The 18,516-nt window shown below is 64.7% G+C and carries 19 protein-coding genes; 6 read left to right on the top strand and 13 right to left on the bottom strand.

What is annotated here, in order from left to right; translation table 11 throughout:
- Nucleotides 1–104 precede the first annotated feature (104 nt).
- From ACDC66_RS09350 to rpoE, 5 genes are read right to left on the bottom strand one after another with little or no spacing between them, the layout of a single operon-like run.
- Entirely contained in the window at nt 105–1,514 is a 1,410-nt protein-coding gene (locus ACDC66_RS09350; protein WP_376696441.1) for a DegQ family serine endoprotease, read from the bottom strand.
- Nucleotides 1,515–1,535: 21 nt separating this feature from the next.
- Nucleotides 1,536–1,997, bottom strand: a complete 462-nt coding sequence (locus ACDC66_RS09345) for a SoxR reducing system RseC family protein (RefSeq protein WP_376696440.1) — start codon at nt 1,995–1,997, stop codon at nt 1,536–1,538.
- Between the two features lie 9 nt (nt 1,998–2,006).
- Entirely contained in the window at nt 2,007–3,002 is a 996-nt protein-coding gene (locus ACDC66_RS09340; RefSeq protein ID WP_376696439.1) for a MucB/RseB C-terminal domain-containing protein, read from the bottom strand.
- A gap of 5 nt (nt 3,003–3,007) precedes the next feature.
- Nucleotides 3,008–3,610, bottom strand: a complete 603-nt coding sequence (locus ACDC66_RS09335; protein WP_376696438.1) for a sigma-E factor negative regulatory protein — start codon at nt 3,608–3,610, stop codon at nt 3,008–3,010.
- A gap of 13 nt (nt 3,611–3,623) precedes the next feature.
- Nucleotides 3,624–4,205: an RNA polymerase sigma factor RpoE gene (gene rpoE, locus ACDC66_RS09330; RefSeq protein ID WP_376696437.1), complete on the bottom strand. Its 582-nt coding sequence runs from the start codon at nt 4,203–4,205 to the stop codon at nt 3,624–3,626.
- A gap of 193 nt (nt 4,206–4,398) precedes the next feature.
- Between rpoE and amaB the strand changes: the two genes are divergently transcribed.
- From amaB to ACDC66_RS09310, 4 genes are all read left to right on the top strand, one after another.
- Entirely contained in the window at nt 4,399–5,928 is a 1,530-nt protein-coding gene (amaB, locus tag ACDC66_RS09325) for an L-piperidine-6-carboxylate dehydrogenase (RefSeq protein WP_376696436.1), read from the top strand.
- 90 nt (nt 5,929–6,018) lie between these two features.
- Complete coding sequence (locus tag ACDC66_RS09320; RefSeq protein ID WP_376696435.1) at nt 6,019–7,053, top strand: quinone-dependent dihydroorotate dehydrogenase; 1,035 nt, start codon at nt 6,019–6,021, stop codon at nt 7,051–7,053.
- A complete protein-coding gene (gene murB, locus ACDC66_RS09315) occupies nt 7,031–8,074 on the top strand; it encodes a UDP-N-acetylmuramate dehydrogenase (protein WP_376696434.1) in 1,044 nt (347 codons plus the stop codon). Before ACDC66_RS09320 ends, murB begins: the two co-directional genes overlap by 23 nt.
- A gap of 43 nt (nt 8,075–8,117) precedes the next feature.
- On the top strand, nt 8,118–8,672 hold the full coding sequence (locus ACDC66_RS09310) for a hypothetical protein (protein ID WP_376696433.1): 555 nt from the start codon (nt 8,118–8,120) through the stop codon (nt 8,670–8,672).
- On the opposite strand, the gene ACDC66_RS09305 is transcribed toward ACDC66_RS09310, so the two are convergent.
- The 4 genes from ACDC66_RS09305 to ACDC66_RS09290 form a co-directional block, all read right to left on the bottom strand.
- Nucleotides 8,652–9,473, bottom strand: coding sequence for a DUF4824 family protein (locus tag ACDC66_RS09305; RefSeq protein ID WP_376696432.1), 822 nt, complete (start codon nt 9,471–9,473; stop codon nt 8,652–8,654). The genes ACDC66_RS09310 and ACDC66_RS09305 overlap by 21 nt on opposite strands.
- Complete coding sequence (locus tag ACDC66_RS09300) at nt 9,470–10,567, bottom strand: DUF2157 domain-containing protein (protein ID WP_376696431.1); 1,098 nt, start codon at nt 10,565–10,567, stop codon at nt 9,470–9,472. The genes ACDC66_RS09305 and ACDC66_RS09300 overlap by 4 nt, the downstream gene beginning before the upstream one ends.
- 140 nt (nt 10,568–10,707) lie before the next feature.
- On the bottom strand, nt 10,708–11,565 hold the full coding sequence (gene rpoH / locus ACDC66_RS09295) for an RNA polymerase sigma factor RpoH (RefSeq protein ID WP_376696430.1): 858 nt from the start codon (nt 11,563–11,565) through the stop codon (nt 10,708–10,710).
- A 166-nt stretch (nt 11,566–11,731) separates the two neighbouring features.
- Nucleotides 11,732–13,828: a prolyl oligopeptidase family serine peptidase gene (locus tag ACDC66_RS09290; RefSeq protein WP_376696429.1), complete on the bottom strand. Its 2,097-nt coding sequence runs from the start codon at nt 13,826–13,828 to the stop codon at nt 11,732–11,734.
- 112 nt (nt 13,829–13,940) lie between these two features.
- On the opposite strand from ACDC66_RS09290, the gene ACDC66_RS09285 reads away from it, so the two are divergent.
- Nucleotides 13,941–15,815, top strand: coding sequence for a penicillin-binding protein activator (locus ACDC66_RS09285; protein ID WP_376696428.1), 1,875 nt, complete (start codon nt 13,941–13,943; stop codon nt 15,813–15,815).
- The gene (locus tag ACDC66_RS09280; protein WP_376696427.1) at nt 15,793–16,167 is read left to right on the top strand and encodes a YraN family protein; all 375 of its coding nucleotides are present in this window, start codon (nt 15,793–15,795) and stop codon (nt 16,165–16,167) included. The genes ACDC66_RS09285 and ACDC66_RS09280 overlap by 23 nt, the downstream gene beginning before the upstream one ends.
- A gap of 11 nt (nt 16,168–16,178) precedes the next feature.
- On the opposite strand, the gene ACDC66_RS09275 is transcribed toward ACDC66_RS09280, so the two are convergent.
- The 4 genes from ACDC66_RS09275 to ribH are packed head-to-tail and all read right to left on the bottom strand — an operon-like array spanning nt 16,179 to nt 18,513.
- A complete protein-coding gene (locus tag ACDC66_RS09275; protein ID WP_376696426.1) occupies nt 16,179–16,670 on the bottom strand; it encodes a phosphatidylglycerophosphatase A family protein in 492 nt (163 codons plus the stop codon).
- Complete coding sequence (gene thiL / locus ACDC66_RS09270) at nt 16,663–17,637, bottom strand: thiamine-phosphate kinase (protein ID WP_376696425.1); 975 nt, start codon at nt 17,635–17,637, stop codon at nt 16,663–16,665. The genes ACDC66_RS09275 and thiL overlap by 8 nt, the downstream gene beginning before the upstream one ends.
- The gene (nusB, locus tag ACDC66_RS09265) at nt 17,594–18,055 is read right to left on the bottom strand and encodes a transcription antitermination factor NusB (protein WP_376696424.1); all 462 of its coding nucleotides are present in this window, start codon (nt 18,053–18,055) and stop codon (nt 17,594–17,596) included. The genes thiL and nusB overlap by 44 nt, the downstream gene beginning before the upstream one ends.
- Nucleotides 18,052–18,513 carry a 6,7-dimethyl-8-ribityllumazine synthase gene (ribH, locus tag ACDC66_RS09260; RefSeq protein ID WP_376696423.1) on the bottom strand — a complete coding sequence of 154 codons (462 nt, stop codon included), beginning with the start codon at nt 18,511–18,513 and terminating at the stop codon, nt 18,052–18,054. Before ribH ends, nusB begins: the two co-directional genes overlap by 4 nt.
- Between the last annotated feature and the right edge of the window lie 3 nt (nt 18,514–18,516).

Genomic DNA, 18,516 nt, shown 5'->3' with positions numbered 1-18,516 from the left:
TCCTTCAGCAGCGCGCAATCAGATCGCCCCCGCGGGTCGCGGGGGCGATCAAGGTTCAAGAAGGGTGGATTATACCGGCCCGGGGGCGCCGGCGACCAATTGCGTCATTCTTCGGCACCGGTTTCGGGGCGATAGGCCAGGAATGCAGTCACGCCGTTGGGCTGCTGAACCAGCAGGGCCACGTTCCGCCCGGGCTCGATCCCGGAGACGATGTTATTGAAATCGTCCATGCCGCCAACCGGCTGGTTGTTGATCATCAGGATCAACTGACCTTCCCGGATACCGGCGCGATAGGCGTTGTCGCTCTCGACATCGGCGATCAGCACGCCGCCGTCGGGATCGCCGTAGCGCTGGCGCAGTTCCCCGGTCAGCGGCTCGACGATCAGGCCCAGGGCGTTGGAGGGCTCGGCGTCGCTTTCACCGTCCGTCCCCTGCTCGTCCGCCTCGGCTTCGCGCTCGCCCAGGGTGACTTCCACCGTCCGGCGCTCGCCCCAGCGCCAGATGGTCATCTCGGACTCGGTTCCGGGCCGCTCCATGCCCACCAGCGGAGGCAGTTCGGAATGCTGGTCGATGGGCGTACCCTCGAACTCGAGAATCACGTCGCCGACCTCGATGCCGGCTTCTTCCGCCGGGCTGCCGGGCTCGATGCTGTTGATCAGCGCCCCCATGGGCCGCTCCAGGCCGAGCGCATCGGCCTGCTCACGGCTGACGGCCTGCAGCTGCACGCCAAGAAAGCCGCGCGCGACGCTGCCGGTCTCGAGCAACTGCTCGATGGAGTTCTGCGCCACCTCACTGGGAATCGAGAACGACAAGCCGATATTGCCGCCATGCGAACTCAGGATCCAGGAGTTGATCCCGACAACCTCGCCGTCGGTGCTGATCAGCGGCCCGCCCGAGTTGCCCCGATTGATCGCGACATCGGTCTGGATGAAAGGAACGTATTGCTGGCGCGCGCCCTGGCTACGGCCCTTGGCACTCACGATGCCGGCGGCCACCGACTGCTCGAACTGGAACGGCGAGCCGATGGCAATCACCCACTGGCCGGGCTTCAGGCCCTCGGTCGATCCGAACTCCAGTGTAGGCAGGTCTTGTGCGTCGATGCGCAACACCGCAATGTCGGTCTCGGCATCCGAACCGACCAGCTCCGCTTCGAACTCGCGCCGGTCCGCCAGGCGCACGATGATCTCGTCGGCACCATCGATGACATGATGATTGGTAATGACCAGGCCGTCGGACTCGACGATGAACCCGGAGCCGCCACCCATCCTGTCGGGCTGGCCGCCACGGCCGAAAGGCTCATCGAAGAAGCGACGAAAGAACTCCGGCATGTCTTCCGGCATCCGGTCGCCCTGTTCGGCAGTTTCGTCGGGCCGGGTTCCAAAACGGGTGGTCTCGATATTGACCACCGCGGGAATGGACTCCTCGACCAGGCCGGTGAAATCCGGCTGGCCCAGAACCGGCTGAACGGACAATGCCAGAAGCAGAATCGCGGTTGATTTGAGGAATCTGTGCATGATTGAGCGGTCCTTTTGCAGTTATTCGCTGGAAAAAGAATTGGTGTCATCCGGGCTGCATGACAAGTGTTCAACGACAGGGTTCAAAGTCGGCTGAAGCCGACGGGAGACGAACCTTGCCACCAGAATGAAACCGACGAACCCGAATGCAAGCGCTGCCGCGTCACGAAGCGGCGAGCCGGCCACCGCCGTATGCCCTGCTGCGGCACCGACCAGAAAGGCGGCCAGTGGAAGCCCGTAATGCAACCCCGCTGCCAGTGCCAGATGCCCGGGCTCGAGGCCCACGCGAACATGTTCGCCCGCGCTAACGGCCAGACGGGCCGGCACGACCAGCCGCGACTCGTGCCGGGTGAACATGCGATTTAACACACCTGCGCCGCAACCCGCACCGCGCGCGCAGCGCTCACAGGTCTCGGGCGCGGAAAACGCCAGCGTCAGCCGGTCAGCGTCACGGTCAACGACACGGGCCAGTTGCCAGATCATGCCGCCGAATCAGCGACGGGACGGCACATGGCTGTTGCGTCGAAGTTGCCGGCCGACGAACTCCACCGTGGCGGCGGGCACTTCGCCAACGACGGTAAACATCTGCCCACCGCTCTGGATGGTATAGACATGAACCGGCCCCATCGCCTCGACCCGGCCGGCCATGGTTTCACCGCCGGCGCGTTCGATGTAGATCGAAAAACTCGAAAGGCCGTCGCTGTAGAGCAAATGCTCGAACTCGCTGCCCCCGGTCCCGCTTCCCCGGCCGGCATTGACCAGGCGAAAGCCACGGGGCACCCGCGGCCGGACCGATATCTGGCGGACACTCGAGCCAACCGACCGCAGCGATTCATCCATGGTTTCGGTCGCGATCTGTCTCCCCACCAATTCAGGCTCGAGTTCCGAATCGGAAATATTGGCGCCCAAATCGAGTGAGGTAAACGAGAGTTGCTGCAATTGCCGGCCATCATGGTCAATCAGTGCGTACCGAAGCAACATGCCGGTGCGCTCCTCCAGCCACAGCCGCGACCCGTAGCGGTAGGCATCGCGCGGCTGGATATGGATGATCTGGGCCATCATGTCGGCCACGCGTTCACGCCCGCCAAGCGACATCAGGTAACCCGACTCCGGTCCGAGCAGCCGATTGACCGGAAGCGAAGGCAGAAGCCGCCCGCCGAGCTGGCTTTCCAGCATCGTCGGCTCATCGCCGGGCAGCACACAACGAACGCTGTCGCCCTCCCGAGTCACCTCGCGCGGGACACCGTCGATCGAATAGATGCGTTCGCGAACAAGGTCCTCGTCAGCACGGTGAATGATCCGAAGCGTATCGACTTTGCCGTTTCTCACCTGGACCAGGGTGCCCCGGTAGTCGAGCGTCTCGACCGCACGCGACATCCGATCGAGCCAGTCCTGCACGCTGTCTTCGGCCCGTGCGGGACCGATCGTTGCGAGCATCAGGCTGGCGAGAAGGGCTGCCAGCGTCAGGCGAGGCACGAGAGGCTGCATGGCGTTCAGGGTTCGCCGACCTGAGCTTCGGCCTCGGCCGGCGGCGCGTCGTCTTCACTCTGGTTTCCGTTCATGTCCGCGACGATCGGTACCCAGGACACGAACCCGGTACTGCCGGCCGCCTGGTGATGACGCATGACGTAACCGCTGATGCGCTGCCGCTGGGTGCGCCGGTTTTCGGAGAAGTTCACCGGGGTTGCCGACTGCGTGAACGGCCGATCGAGTTCGGTAGGACGGCTGACGAAACCGGGTTCGCTTTCATCGACGGGTTCGGCACCCTGCTGCTGCAGCATGCTGGAATTGATACCGACAATGGCCATGACCGCGACGCTGGCCGCGATTGCGCCGCCGGCCACGGGGCGCAGCAGGCGCGCCGGAAGGCTCCGGCTTGGGGCGGGCTCGGACTCGAGTGCAGAGGCCACCCGGTCAACCAGATCGTTACCGGCCAGCCGCTCCTGGTGCAAGCAGGCCCGCACGGTATGCATGCGGTTCCAATTGGCCTTCATGTCGGCGTCACGGGCGAGACGTCGCAAGAGAAACTTTCGCCCTTTTCGGTCCAGCTCGCCGTCCATCAGGCTCGACAGGTTTTCCCGGCTCGATTCAGTCATGTATCAGCACTTCCTATTGATTGTCCAGCAACGGTCGCAGCCGCGCATCGATGGCCTCGCGGGCCCTGAAGATTCTCGACCGGACCGTTCCGATGGGACAGTCCATGGTCTTGGCGATATCTTCGTAACTCATGCCGTCCAGTTCGCGCAGGGTAATGGCCACCCGCAGGTCGTCCGGCAAGTCGGCAATCGCCTCGTGGATCGTGCGCTCGATTTCACCGCGCAGCAGGTCATGTTCGGGCGAGTCCTGTTCCTTGAGACGCGAATCAACCTGAAATTGTTCCGCATCCTGTGCGTCGACGTCTGATTGCGGCGGCCGCCGGCTCTGGGCGACGAGATGATTCTTCGCCGTATTGATAGCGATCCGGTAGAGCCACGTATAGAAGGCGCTGTCGCCGCGAAAGCGGCCGATGGCCCGATAGGCCTTGATGAATGCTTCCTGGGCCACATCCATGGCTTCGGCATGGTCGCTCACGTAGCGGGAAATCAGACTGATGATCTTGTGCTGGTACTTGCCGACCAGCACATCGAAAGCCGATTTGTCACCGCTCTGTACACGCTCTACCAGTTCTTGATCGACTTCCCGCTCGCCCATTGGGGCATTTCCTGTCCTTGCAAAGGCGACCGGGCTCACGCTGTAACTAGACCGTGGCCCGGCCGGATAGTTTCATCGAATCAAAAGGGATACTTCGGCGGAGAGAATATCACGCCAAGCCTCTGAACTGCCCGGCGCGGGATGCGATAATGCCCGGTTAAACACGTGAACAAACTCCAGGAGTAATGCGGCAATGAGCGATCACAAGAAACTTCTCGAACGTCTGGGCCTCAACGATATCAACCCCGGCGCCTGCTTCGGCCCCGGCCAGTATGCGCCGGTGCGCGAGGACAACCTGGTCGAGTCGATCAACCCCACCGACGGCAGCATCATCGCTCGCGTCAGCGGCGCGACGAGCGACGACTACGAGAAAGTGATCAACACGGCTCGGGAAGCCGCGCTGGCCTGGCGCCAGGTGCCGGCACCGGAACGCGGCAATGCCGTGCGCCTGGTCAACGACGCGCTGCGTGACCACAAGGACGCCCTGGGCTCCCTGGTAGCGCTGGAAATGGGCAAAATCAAGCCCGAAGGTGACGGCGAAGTCCAGGAAATGATCGATATCGGGGATTTCGCGCTGGGACAGTCGCGCATGCTTTACGGCAACACCATGCACTCCGAGCGCCCGGGCCACCGCCTGTATGAGCAGTGGCATCCGCTCGGCGTCGTCGGCGTGATCACCGCCTTCAACTTCCCAGTCGCCGTCTACGCCTGGAACGCCTTCATTTCGGCGATCTGCGGCAACGCCACGGTGTGGAAGCCCTCGCCCAAGGGCGTGCTGTGCTGCGCGGCCGTGCAGAACATCATCAACGAGGCGCTGGCCGATACCGACTATCCGCCGGTGTTCACTTCGTTCATGGAGCCGACCAACGATCTGGCCGGCCGCTTCATCGACGACAAGCGCGTCGATCTGCTGTCTTTCACCGGCTCGAGCCAGGTCGGCCGCATGGTCGGTGAGCGCGTCGCGGCACGCATGGGCAAGAGCCTGCTCGAACTCGGCGGCAACAACGCCATCATCATGGACGAAACGGCCGACATCAAGCTGGCCATCCCGGCCGTCGTGTTCGGCGCCGTCGGCACCGCCGGCCAGCGCTGCACGACCACGCGCCGCCTGTTCGTGCATGAATCGATCTATGACCAGACGATCGAGGCCCTGGTCAACGCCTACGGCCAGGTCCGCATCGGCGACCCACTCGACGAGAACACGCTGATGGGCCCCCTGACCGACGACAGCGCCGTCGAGCGGTTCGAACAGGCAGTCAAGCGCGCCCGGGACGCCGGCGGCAAGGTGCTGACCGGTGGCAGTCGCATCGATCGCGATGGCTTTTTTGTCGAGCCCACCATCATCGAGGCCGAGAACGACTGGGACATCGTCCAGGAAGAGACCTTCGCACCGATTCTCTACGTGATGAAGTTCAGCAAGATCGAGGATGCCGTGGCAATGCAGAACGATGTCCGCCAGGGCCTGTCTTCGTCGATCTTCACCACCGACCTGCGTAACGCCGAGTACTACCTGTCGCACCAGGGCTCGGACTGCGGGATTTCCAACGTCAACATCGGCACCTCCGGTGCGGAGATCGGCGGCGCCTTCGGCGGCGAGAAGGAAACCGGCGGCGGTCGCGAATCCGGCTCGGACGCCTGGAAGGCCTACATGCGCCGGCAGACCAACACCATCAACTGGTCGACCGAAATGCCGCTGGCCCAGGGCATCAAGTTCGAGCTTTGATTGAAAGGGTTCAGTGTTCAGGTTTCAGGATTCAGGAGCAACTTCGGTTGCTCCTTTCTGAAACCTGAAACCTGAAACCTGATATCTCCGATGTATAGCTGGCTCCGTAACGGCCTGTTCCTGCTACCCCCGGAAACAGCCCACGATCTCGCGCTGAACGCGCTTTCAGCCGGCCGCCATGTCGGGCTAACAAAGTGCATGGGCGCGCGGGCCACCTCGAAGCCCGTCGAACTGATGGGGCTGACCTTTCCCAACCCGGTCGGCCTGGCCGCCGGTCTGGACAAGAACGGCGATCATATCGATGCGCTCGGCGATCTCGGCTTCGGCTTCATCGAAGTCGGCACGGTCACCCCGAAACCGCAGCCCGGCAACCCGAAACCGCGCATGTTCCGGCTGACCGAGCAGCAGGCCCTGATCAATCGCCTGGGCTTCAACAACAAGGGTGTCGACCACCTCGTCGATCGCCTGCGCGGGCGGCGCTTCAAGGGGATTGTCGGCGCCAATATCGGCAAGCAGAAGGAAACGCCGGTCGATCGCGCGGCCGGGGACTATCGCCACTGCCTGGAGAAGGTCTACCCGCACTGTGACTACGTCACGGTCAACATCTCATCACCCAACACCGCCAACCTGCGAGATCTCCAGGACACCGGTAATCTTCGTGAGCTTCTGACCGAGTTGACCCGAACGCGCGACCGACTGGCCCGGGAACACGGCACCCAGCGCCCCGTGTTGATCAAGATCGCGCCCGACTGGGAAGACGAGGCCCTCACCGCATCGCTGAACGTCGTGGGCGAGTCAGGCATCGACGGGCTGATCGCCACCAACACGACGCTCGAGCGCACGACGGTCGTCGGACACCGGCATGCCAACGAAGTCGGCGGCCTCAGCGGCGCGCCGCTGAAGACTCAGGCCGATCAGGTGCTCAGACGGGCGCGCAACATCCTCGGGCCGGGATTCCCCATCATCGGCCTGGGCGGCATCACCTGCGGTGCCGACGCGGCCGACAAGCATCGGGCGGGGGCCGACCTGGTCCAGCTCTATACCGGCTTCATCTATCATGGGCCGGCCCTGATCCGCGAATGCATCCGCGTCTGGAACGACGATGGCGTCAGATCGAGCGCCTGAGACCGTTCGCGACGCCGACCTGACGGACTTCAGCACGTTCCGCCTGCCGGCGCGCGCAGCGGAATTGGTCTGCATCGAATCCCCGCAGCAGCTCGCCGGGCTGGTGCCCGCCGAAGGTGCCGAACTGATTCTCGGCGGCGGCTCCAACACGATCTTCGTGGCCGACTTCCCCGGACGCGTCGTCGTCAACCGCATGCGCGGCATTCGCATGGAAGCGGACGGAAGCGATGTGCTCGTGACCGCAGCCGCCGGTGAGAACTGGCATGCCCTGGTCCGTCACTGCCTCGACAAGGGCCTTTACGGCATCGAGAACCTGGTCATGATTCCCGGTTCCGTCGGTGCCGCCCCGATGCAGAACATCGGTGCCTACGGTGTGGAGCTCGCCGACCGTTTCGAGTTCCTGCTCGCATTCGACCGGGAATCCGGCCGCCTGGTCCGGCTGGGACGGGAAGACTGCCGCTTCGACTACCGCGACAGCCGCTTCAAGTCGGGCGACCGCAACCGCTTCGTGATTGCCGAAGTCACGTTGCGGCTGTCGCGGCGGTTCCAGCCCAACACGGCCTACGCCAGCCTCGCCGGTGAGCTCGAGCGCCTGAACGTGAACCCGCCGGCACCACGACAACTGGCCGCCGCCGTCATGCGCCTGCGTCGCCACCGCCTGCCCGACCCGGGCCGACTGCCGAACGCCGGAAGTTTCTTCAAGAATCCCGTCGTGGACGCCGGCACGGCTGCAGGCATCCTGGCCGAATACCCCGACATGCCGCACTGGCCCGCGTCCGGAGACCGCAGCAAGCTGGCCGCCGCCTGGATGATCGAGCGGCTCGGCTGGAAGGGTCGATCACTGGGGCGGGTGGGCGTCTACGAAAACCATGCCCTGGTCCTGGTCAACCGGGGCGGCGCCGCCCCGGCCGAACTACTCGAGCTGGTCGATGCCATTACTGAATCGGTCAAACGGGAATACGGGCTTATTCTGGAACCGGAACCGAACCTGGTCGGCCGCTCCGAGCGACTTCCCTCGTGATGGGATAGCATTGATCAACCGCCAAATGAAGCCCGGGTCGCCAATGTCAAAGTTGAAATTAAGAGAGCTGCTTGGTGCGGCCGGCTTCGCGCTCGTGGCCACATCGGCGGCAGCCGGCGGCGACGCCTCCGGCTGCGATGACCTGAGCGCTATTGCGGCCACGCCGCTGGTGGACTTCCAGTCGCAGGTCCAGCCCGTTCTCGACGATTGCGCGAACTGCCATGGTGAATCCGGCCCGGCCGATCTCGACCTGCGCGCGGACGAAGCCTACGACAACCTCGTCGGTGTGATCAGCACGACCAACGCCAGCCGCCTGCGTGTCGATCCGTTCGACCCGGACAGCAGCAGCCTGTTTCTGGCGGTCAGCTGCGATTCACCGGGCGGCCCGGGCTTTCGCATGCCGGGCACGAGCCCGGAAGAACGCGCGTTGATTCGGGACTGGATCGCCCAGGGCGCGCCGGCCGAGCCGGCGAGTCCGCCGGAAGCGGTCGCGGTGCCGGCCGGCACCGCCTGGTCCCTCACATCGCTGGTTGCGGCACTCATTCTGCTGGCCGGCATCCATTTGCGCCGGCACGACTCAATCCGCAACAGTTTCTGAATTCGCGCCGGCAGGAATGGGCTCGATGCCCGTCACCCAGGGCTCGGCACGGCGGCCCAGCCTGACGTCCACCCGGTAGCGCGGCGGGGCGTCATAGGCATTTCGCACTTCATCGGTTGAGCGCCTCAGCGGCGCATGAAAGCGCCGTGGGACGTGCACCCGGCCGGGAAGCAGCTGCCCGATCCAGCCGCGCACAACCGGCTCCGATTCCTGTCCCGGACGGCTTGTGGCCTGCATTCGCACAAGCGCCCGTATCACCGCGAACCGTTGGCGATCCGGGTAGCGTTGCCGCAGGGAAGCAGCCTCATTCCCCGCATCGACCGCCACGAGCCGCGACTCAGACGTCTCGAGGCGCTCCAGGGCGGCCTCGGCAGCATCGAGCTGCCTGCGGTTCGTTTCGCCGGATTCCGGACCTTCACGAGTCTCCTCCACGCGTGTGAGCTGCTCGGCCCGCAACGCTTCGAACGCCGGACCGTCGAATTCCAGCACGACGAAAAGTTGCCGTTCGACAGCTCGCCACTCGTAGCGGGGTCGACCCTCGTAGCGACCAACGGCGAAGCCGAGCTCTTCCAGTTTGCCGCGGTCCAGCCAGCCGTAGTCCTGGTCGGCCCGGCGAATCGATAACGACACGCCGGTGCTTTCCCGGCCCGACCACCCGCTATAGGGCATCGCCAGCTCACGCTCGGTCAGTTCGAGCACCGCCGTAGGTTCACCCGAGCGATTCCAGGCGACCCCGGCCAACACCAGGGCGTTGACGGCCACGACAAGCGCGACGGCGAATGTGGAAAGCCGCAGCCTCACGAGGCCGCTCCCGCCTGTCCGGCGCGCCGCAACCGCCCCAGCACGAACAGGAAACCGACCGCCACCAGGCCGACGACCAGGAAGAACAGCCACTTCGGCATCCAGTCCCACCACCAGTCGAAAATCTTGGTGTAGAGGAAGAGCAGAAAGAAAGTCGCTCCCAGATTGAACAGCTTGCCTTCGCCACGGCGGATACCCACGGCGATCAGCGCCGCGCTGCCCAAAAATCCCGTCAATTGATAGCCGGCCTCGACCAGCGAGGGCGAGAATGGCAAATAGCTCCCCCGACCCCAATGAGAAAGAACGAGGACGCTGATGAATGCCACCAGAAAGCCGAAAACGCGGTACACGTTCGAGAATTCGGGTCGCGGCAGATTCTTGAACCACCCCGGCAGCGTAATCAGCAGGCCGGCAATCAGGAGGGTTTCCGGACGCTCTCCAAACGACAGCCAGTACAGGCCGCCCCAGGCGCCAACCGTAGCCGAAAGATACGCGATGAGACTGACCAGGCCGGCGGTCAAAACCAGTTTCAGTCCCCACGAGTAGGCCAGGATCATTGCGAACAGGGCCCACGCCAGAAAGGCGTTGCGGCTGGGTACGAGATTGAAGGTCTGCCCCAGCACGCTGAGATCGAGCACGAAACAGGCTACCGCCACCAGCGCTGCGAGAGAGGTGAAGTACCCGCTGCGCTCGCGCCGGTGCGCAAAACCGGCCAGGAAAGTGGCGGCAATGGGCGCGGCGATGAGGAGGATCACCTGGATCGGCGTGTTCAGCAGGCCCCAGATCCGGTAGAAGAAGAAAAAGACCGCGGCCGACAGGGCCAGGGCCCCGATCAGGGAGGCAATGCGCATCCCCAGCGAAAGCTGCTTCTGCGAGCCGTCGATGTCCACGTCGAAACGCTCGCGCAAGTCGGCTACCAGCGCATCATGATGGGCGTCTATGTGTGAACGTGCGGCCGGATCCAGTGCTGCGACACCTTCACCATCGAGCGCTGCCAGTTCATCGCGGAAAGCACGAATGCGATCGATTCGGGCCTGCGCGGAGGCGCGGTCGGTGATGCGGTCGGCTTTACCGGGGTTGGGGGCGGGAGTCACCCTGGCATCTTATAGAGCCGGCCGTTGCCCGGCAAGCTTGCCGGGCCGGAGACTCCTGCCCCTGAAACGCAGAAGGGAGCGTCTCCGCTCCCTTCTGACTTCATCAGGCCTCGCAAGCCCGATCAACCATTGCAACCCGATCAGGCTTCAAAGCGCGCCTTGAGTTTCTTCAGGGCAACCGCCTCGAGCTGCCGGATGCGCTCGGCCGAAACATCGTACTTGTCGGCCAGCGTCTGCAGCGTGGTCTTGGGATCCATCAACCAGCGGGACTGGATGATGTCTCGCGAGCGGTCATCGAGGTTCTCGATACCGTCGAACAGCAGGTCGTGGTGATGCTGTTCCCAGTCCTCGGCTTCCGCCGCCTGGTCGGGTGAGGACGACAGGCCTTGCAGATAAGCCGCAGGAGCCACGTAGGTGGATTCGTCATCGTCGTTGCGCAGGTCGAAGCCCACGTCCTGGCCCGACAGCCGGGATTCCATCTCCATGACCACCTCGGGCTTGACGCCGAGATCCTCGGCCACGGCATTGACCTCTTTCTGGTTGAGCCAGCCCAGACGCTTCTTCTGCCGGCGCAGGTTGAAAAACAGCTTGCGCTGGGCCTTGGTGGTGGCGACCTTGACGATGCGCCAGTTACGCAGGATGAATTCATGGATTTCGGCGCGAATCCAGTGCACGGCGAACGACACCAGCCGGACACCCTGGTCCGGATCGAATCGTTTGACGGCCTTCATCAACCCGATGTTGCCTTCCTGAATCAAATCACCGACCTGCAGACCGTAGCCGGAGTAGCCGCGCGCCACATGCACGACGAATCGCAGATGCGACATGACCAGCCGGCGGGCCGCATCGAGATCTTCCTCGTCGCGATAACGACGCGCCAGACCCTGCTCTTCTTCGAGCGTCAGCACGGGAATACGGTTGACCTCCTGCATATAAGCGTCCAGCGAACCGGTTCCGGCCGGCGCGAGCAGATGACTGGGTACGAGATCCTTGGCCATTCAATCCTCCTTCAATTCTTCGCAAATTATACCAAATCGTCCGTCGTCTCTCGAATCAGGATCAATCTGGTACTTTTTGCCTGTCGCACCCTTTGACGGCGCTCGGTCCCTGAAGTTCCAGACCTTGGGCGCCCGACACCGACATTCAAGTCCTGAGCAGGGCCCCCTACTCGTCGCTGGAATCCGAAACGCCCAGACGGTCGTGCAGGTAGGCGTAGATCAGGCCCGAAAGGAAGGCGCGCTGCTTGAGGTTGGCCGCGCCACCGTGACCGCCCTCGATATTCTCGTAGTAGAGCACGTCGTGGCCCTGATCGAGCATTCTTGCCACCATCTTGCGGGCGTGCCCGGGGTGCACCCGGTCGTCGCGCGTGGAGGTGGTGAAAAAGGCCTTCGGGTAGTCAGCCTCGGCCGAGACATTCTGGTACGGCGAGTACCGGGAAATGTAGTCCCACTGCTCCGGTTCGTCCGGATTGCCGTACTCGCCCATCCAGCTGGCGCCAGCAAGCAGCTTGTGAAACCGTTTCATGTCGAGCAGCGGCACCTGGCAGACCACGGCGTTGTAGAGCTCGGGGCGCTGCACCATCACGGCGCCGACCAGCAGGCCGCCGTTCGAGCCGCCCTGGATGCCCAGGTGGTCGGCCGACGTGACGTTACGCTCGATCAGGTCCTCGGACACGGCGATCAGGTCATCAAAGGCGCGCTGGCGGTTCTCCGTGAGCGCGGCCTGGTGCCACTTCGGACCAAACTCGCCGCCGCCGCGGATATTGGCCAACACGTAGACGCCGCCACGCTCGAGCCAGGCCGAGCCGGTCACGCCCGAGTAGGACGGCGTGCGCGAAACCTCGAAGCCACCGTAGGCTGAAAGCAGGGTCGGGTTGGCGCCGTCAGCCTCGTAACCGCGCGGCATGACGACGAAATAGGGAATCATCGTGCCGTCGGCCGACTCGGCCTCGAACTGCGCCACTTCCATGCCATCTGCGTCGAACCAGGCGGGCTCGGAACGGACTTCGCGCTGCGTATTGGCGAGCGCATCAGCCTCGAACAGGGTCGAGGGCGTCAGAAAACCGGTGTAGTCATAGAAAAACCGGTCCGAGCGGTCGTCGGTGGCGACAACCGATATCGTGCCCATCTGTGGCACATCGAGTTCGGTCCGTTGCCACGCCTCGCCGTTACGGGAAAAACTCAGCAGCTTGCCATTGACGTTGTCGAGCAGATTGACCAGCACCGCGCTCTCGGTGGTGGCCACGCCGTTGATCGACTGACGCTCGTCGGGCTGAATCAGCAGCTCGAGCACCGGCGTCTCGTCCAGGAAGCTTTCCACCGGGCCGGCCACCAGTGCCCCCTGCCCGAACGTGGTTTCTCCGACCGACCAGTCGGACTTGAGATCGACCAGAAGCTGGCCATCGATCACGCCCGCCAGTTCGGCGTCCTCGGGCACGTTCAATCGCTTCGTCTCGCCGTCTTCGAACAGGTAGTACTGGTAACTGAAGAAGCTCGGCGCGCGCGTGATCACGTCGTAGTGATCGTCTCCGTCATGGATGCGGGAGGAGAAAACACCAACATCGCCCTTCTCGCCTTCGAAAATCGTCTCGGCCTCGGCCAGGTCCGTGCCGCGCTGCCACAGGCGAACCGTGCGCGGATACCCCGAATCGGTCATCTGTTCGCCGCTGAAAGCCGGGCCGACGAATACGCTGTCGCGATCGCGCCAGGTAATCGAGCTCTTGGATTCATCCAGCCGGAACCCGTCGTCGACGAATTCTCGCGTTTCCAGATCGAATTCGCGCCGCACGGCCGCATCGGCGCCGCCGACCGACAGGCCGATGAGGCAGCGATCATAGTCCGGGTAGCGACAGCTGGCTCCTGCCCACACCCAGTTTCGCTCCTCGCGATCGGCCAGCGCGTCGACGTCGAGAATAACGTCCCAATCGGGCGAGTCGCTTCGATAGCTGTCCAGCGAGGTCTTGCGCCAGATGCCGCGAACATGCTCGTCGTCGCGCCAGAAATTGTAGACCTCGCCGCCCCTGAGCGCCGGATAGGCGATGCGGTCGTCCGAAGTCAGAATTTCGAGCGCGCGCTCGTGAATCGGCTCGAACAACTCTTGAGACTGGATATGCTTGAGCGAACGCTCGTTCTGCCCGCGCGCCCAGGCCAGGGCGTTCTCGCCCTCGACGCTCTCGAGCCACAGCCAGGGATCATCATTCGCCATGGTAACCACCGGCGCCACGAGACCGGCCATCAGGATTGCTGCCAGGAATTGCCTCATTCTTCATTTCCAGGTTGGGTCCAAAACGGGGCATGATGCCAGATTGACGGTACTAATGCGGTCACTAATCAGCAGACACTCAGCTGGCCTGGCGTGGTTTATCATTCAGCCCATGAAAAGATTGATTCTGATCCTGGCCGCTCTGGTCTTGCTTGCGGCCTGCGCGCCTTCCGGCCCCGGCGTGCGATCCGGTGATGGAGACGACGCCGAGATCGGCCGAATCGAACAGATGCTGGCCGCCGGCGATTACGAGGATGCCGCGCTTGCCTTCGAGCAGGAGGCGCTCGATCGGCCCCAGGTCGCCGGCAGCCTGTTGATCCGTGCCGCCGAGGCCTGGCTTCGGGCCGAGCGGGCCGGGGAAGCGGAACAAGCGCTGGGCCGAATCGACGTCTCCACGCTGTCCGATCATGAACTGCTGCGACTCGACCTCGCACAGGCCGAACTCGCCATGCTCCGTGGCGACCTGGCCAATGCCGGATGGTTATTGGCGAGCACCGCCGATCAATTGCCGGATGACCTGGAAGCACGTCACGCCGAGCTCGAAGCCCGCTTGCTCGAACTCGAGTCGGCCCCGGTTCGGGGCGCCCTGGATGCGCTCGAGCAGGCTGTCGCTGAACCGGACTTCAGCGGCGAGACCGCACTGGCGCTGATGCTGGAGTTTCCCCTCACCCAGGTCGAGCGCGTGCTCTATCAGGTCGGCGACCGGCCGGAGCTTCTGCCATGGCTGGATCTGGTCATCAGCGCACGCGAAAACCTGCTCGACGACCCCGCCCTGGACGAGGCGCTGACAGCCTGGGAGCGACGCTGGCCGGATCTGGAGTACAGCGCTGATGAAGCGCGCCGCTGGATCGCTGCCTGGCGGCAGACACGCCCTCTGCCGGCCCACATTACCGTGCTACTGCCCGCCAAGGGCACCAGCCTCCACCGGCCGGGCGAAGCACTGCGTGAGGGCCTGGTGGCCGGTTGGCTGCGCCTGCCGCCGGATCATCGCCCGCGCCTGACGTTTCGCTACATCGGCTCCGAGCCCGAAGCTGTCGTGTCAGCGTGGTTCGATGCACGCGAGAACGGAACCGACTTCCTGATCGGCCCGCTCGACCGGGGCAAGGCGCAAGCGCTGGCCGACCTGCCGGACGCCGGCGTCATTCCCACGCTGCTGCTCAACCTGCCCGAAGACGTCGATCGCCTGGCCGAGGCCGGCGGCGAGATCGCCGCCCTGGCATTGCCCCCGGAAACCGAAGCCGAGCTGGCTGCGATCCATGCCTTGGCCACCGGCCGGCGTCGCGCCCTTGTGATTGCACAGTATTCCGAATGGGGCGAACGCGTCGCCGAGGCCTTCACGGAAACTTTCATGCTGGGCGGCGGCCAGGTTCTGGCGAACCGCATCTACGATCCCGAGCTGCCGGATCATTCCGCGCTGCTGCGCGACATGCTTGAAGTCGACCGCTCGGAGGACCGCATCGACCGGCTCTCCGGTCTGCTCGACGGCGAGGTGGAATCGGTGGCCCAACGTCGCACCGACGCCGACGTCATCTTTCTCGGCGCACGCGCGGCCGACGGTCGTCTGCTGCGCCCCCAGCTGGCATTTTTCGATGCCGGCGACCTCGCCCTGATGGCCACCTCCTATATCGTCGATGGCGCCCCCCAGACCGGCCGGGACCGTGATCTCGACGGCATAAGCACGCCGATGCCACCGTGGTTTCTCGACTTCACCACGGCCGGCACCCTGCGCGAACGCGCACGCTCCCTCTATGCCGGTCTCGACAACGCTACGCTGTCGCGGCTGCACGCATTGGGGCGCGACGCCATCGCCCTGGTGCCCTGGCTGTCGATGATGCGCGCCGACCCCACGCTGTCGCTGCCGGGCATGATGGGCGAGCTGAGCCTGCCCGAGGGCAATATCATCCGGCGCGACCTGCCCGTGATCCGCATCGAGGGCGGCGTGGCCAGCCCGGTGGAGTTGAGGAATGAACCGGCAGCATCGCGGTGATTACGGCGAACAGCGGGCCGAGTGCTGGCTCGCCGAGCGGGGGTTGAAACTGGTCGAGCGCAACTACCAGTGCCGCGCCGGCGAAATCGACCTGGTCATGGTCGACCCCAATCCACGCGATACCGAGGTGCTGGCCTTCATCGAGGTGCGCCTGCGCGGACCCGGTGCACGGGTCGACAGCATCGACAGCATCGACGAGCGCAAGCAGCGTCGACTGATCGCCGCGGCGCGTCACTTCCTGATGAGCCGCCCCGAGTGGCAGGAGCACGCCTGCCGCTTCGACGTCGTCGGGATCGACGGCGAGGAGGGCCATCTGCGCTGGATTCCGGGCGCCTTCGAACTACAGGGCTGAATGACCGTTGTTTACAGGCCGGCCAGAATGGCCTCGGCAATCATCAGGCAGGCCAGCGCGAAGCCCGCTGCCAGAAGGTCGTCAAGCATTACACCCAGGCCACCGTGGATTCGCCGGTCGAACCAGTTGATGGGCCAGGGCTTGGCCGCGTCGAAGATTCGGAACAGGACGAAAGCGGCCAGCCACCACCCCCAGTAGAAGGGCACGCAGACGAGAACCAGCCACAGGCCGACGAATTCGTCGAAGACGATGCCGCTGTGATCGTGCACGCCAAGGCGCCGTCCCACCCGGCCGCAAAGCCAGACTCCGAAGATAAAGGCCATCGTGATCAGGGCCAGGGCGCCCGACCACGGAAGGAAAGCCAGCGGCAGCGCGAGCGGTACCGCGGCCAGGCTGCCCGCGGTCCCCGGCGCCACTGGCGAAAGCCCGCTGCCGAAACCGAAGGCCAGGAAGCCGTCGGCCGACTTCAGCGCGACCGCGCGCGTGCGGGCTCGATCAGTCATCGCGAAAATGATCCCAGCCGCGCCCGAGTTCTTCCGGCACTTCATGTTGCGTCGATCGACACTCGATGTGACCGCTCTGCGTAATCCGGCCGATGTCGGTCAGGGGAACACCGCCGGCTTCTGACAGGGCCGCCAGGTCCGTTTCGGGCGGAAGCACGACCAGCAGTTCGTAGTCGCTGCCGCCGCCGGTCTGCAGCCTCCAGCGCTCGAGTGCGTCCGGCACGGCCTTGATGAGGGCTTGCGAGGCTGGCAGTGCATCGAGCTCCAGTTCAGCGCCCTGCCCGTCTTCCAGCAAATGTCCCAGGTCGGCCAGCAGACCATCGGAAAGATCGATCATGGCCCGGGCCTGTGTTCGCAGCGATGCTCCGGCCTGAAGTCGCGCCTGGGGACGATGCAGGCGTCTTCGAAGGTCGGCCCCGGCTTTCTCCCCGAGCAGCAGCGCCCCGGCGGCATCACCCACCGTGCCGGTCACTGCAATGCGGTCGCCGAGGCGCGCGCCGCGCCGCGTGACGGCCTGCCCGGACGGCACCTCGCCGATGAGCTCGACGCCGACATTGAGTGGGCCGCGTGCCAGGTTGCCACCGACCAGCGCCATGCCGGCCGACTCGGCCGCGGCCAGGAATCCGTCGAGGAAGCCGTCGACCCAGACCTCGTCGATTTCAGGGAGCGTCAGCGCCAGCAGGGCCCAGCGCGGGCTGGCGCCCATGGCGGCCAGGTCGCTGAGGTTGGCGTGGGCGGCGACGTGGCCGATGTCAGCCGCCGGCCACTCGGCCGTGAAGTGGCGATCGAGGACGATCGAGTCGGTCGTGACGACCAGCTGGTGACCGGGCGTGGGAGCGAGCACCGCGGCATCGTCGCCGATGCCGATTACCACGCCGGATCCGCGGCGCGAGCGCGCCCGGATGCGATCGATCAGATCGAACTCACCCATCACCACCGGCACGCTCACGCTCTGTGGAGCGGGCATCACGCGAGAGATGGTCGAGCACGCCATTGACGAATGTATGCGCCTTCTCGGCACCGAACCGATGGGCCAGTTCGACGGCCTCGTCGATGATCACCCGGTAGGGCGTTTCAGGGTGGTGGATGAGCTCGCAGGCGCCGAGGCGCAGGATGACGCGTTCCATCTGGTCGAGGCTGGCGTCGACCCGGCTGACGTGCGGCCCGAGCGCTTCGTCGAGCGCCTCACGATTGGCCACCACCTCGCGTACCAGGGTCTCGAAATAGGCTTCGTCGACACCATCGAAGTTCTGCTCTTCGCGGAACTGCTCGATGATGGCCGCGGCCGAGTCGTCGTTGATCTGCCACTGGTAAAGCGCCTGCAGGGCGCGACGGCGCGCGCGGCGGCGGGGCTCGAAGGGGCTGACGGTGCGGCGTCGGCTCATGCCTCGACCCCGCGCTTGAATTCGATCATGTCGAGTACGGCCAGCGCCGCTTCCCGTCCCTTGTTCTTGCGCCCGGGGTCGGCACGCTCCATCGCCTGCTCGCCATTTTCGGGCGTCAGCACGCCGAATCCCACCGGCACGCCGGTCTCGAGCTGGGTCTGCTGCAGTCCGCGGGCGCATTCGGCGGAAATGAAGTCGAAATGCGCGGTCTCACCCCTGACAACCGCGCCCAGGACGACGACGCCGTCGTAGTGACCGGTGTCAGCCAACTCCCGCGCCGCCAGGGGTAACTCCCAGGCGCCCGGGACGGGGTGGATATCGATCCGCTCCTCGCTCAGGCCGGCATCGAGCAGCGCCTGCCGGCAGCCGGCCAGCAGCAGGTTGGTGACATCGGGATTGAAGCGGGCGACGACCACGGCGATGCGGCTGCCCTCTACTGCGGGATGCTGTTCGGTCATTGC

Origin of the sequence: Wenzhouxiangella psychrophila, assembly GCF_042310375.1 — a bacterium.
Classification (GTDB): Bacteria; Pseudomonadota; Gammaproteobacteria; order Xanthomonadales; family Wenzhouxiangellaceae; genus Wenzhouxiangella.
The sequence above is the reverse complement of the archived record's forward strand: the minus strand, read 5'-3'. Positions and strand labels throughout refer to the sequence as shown.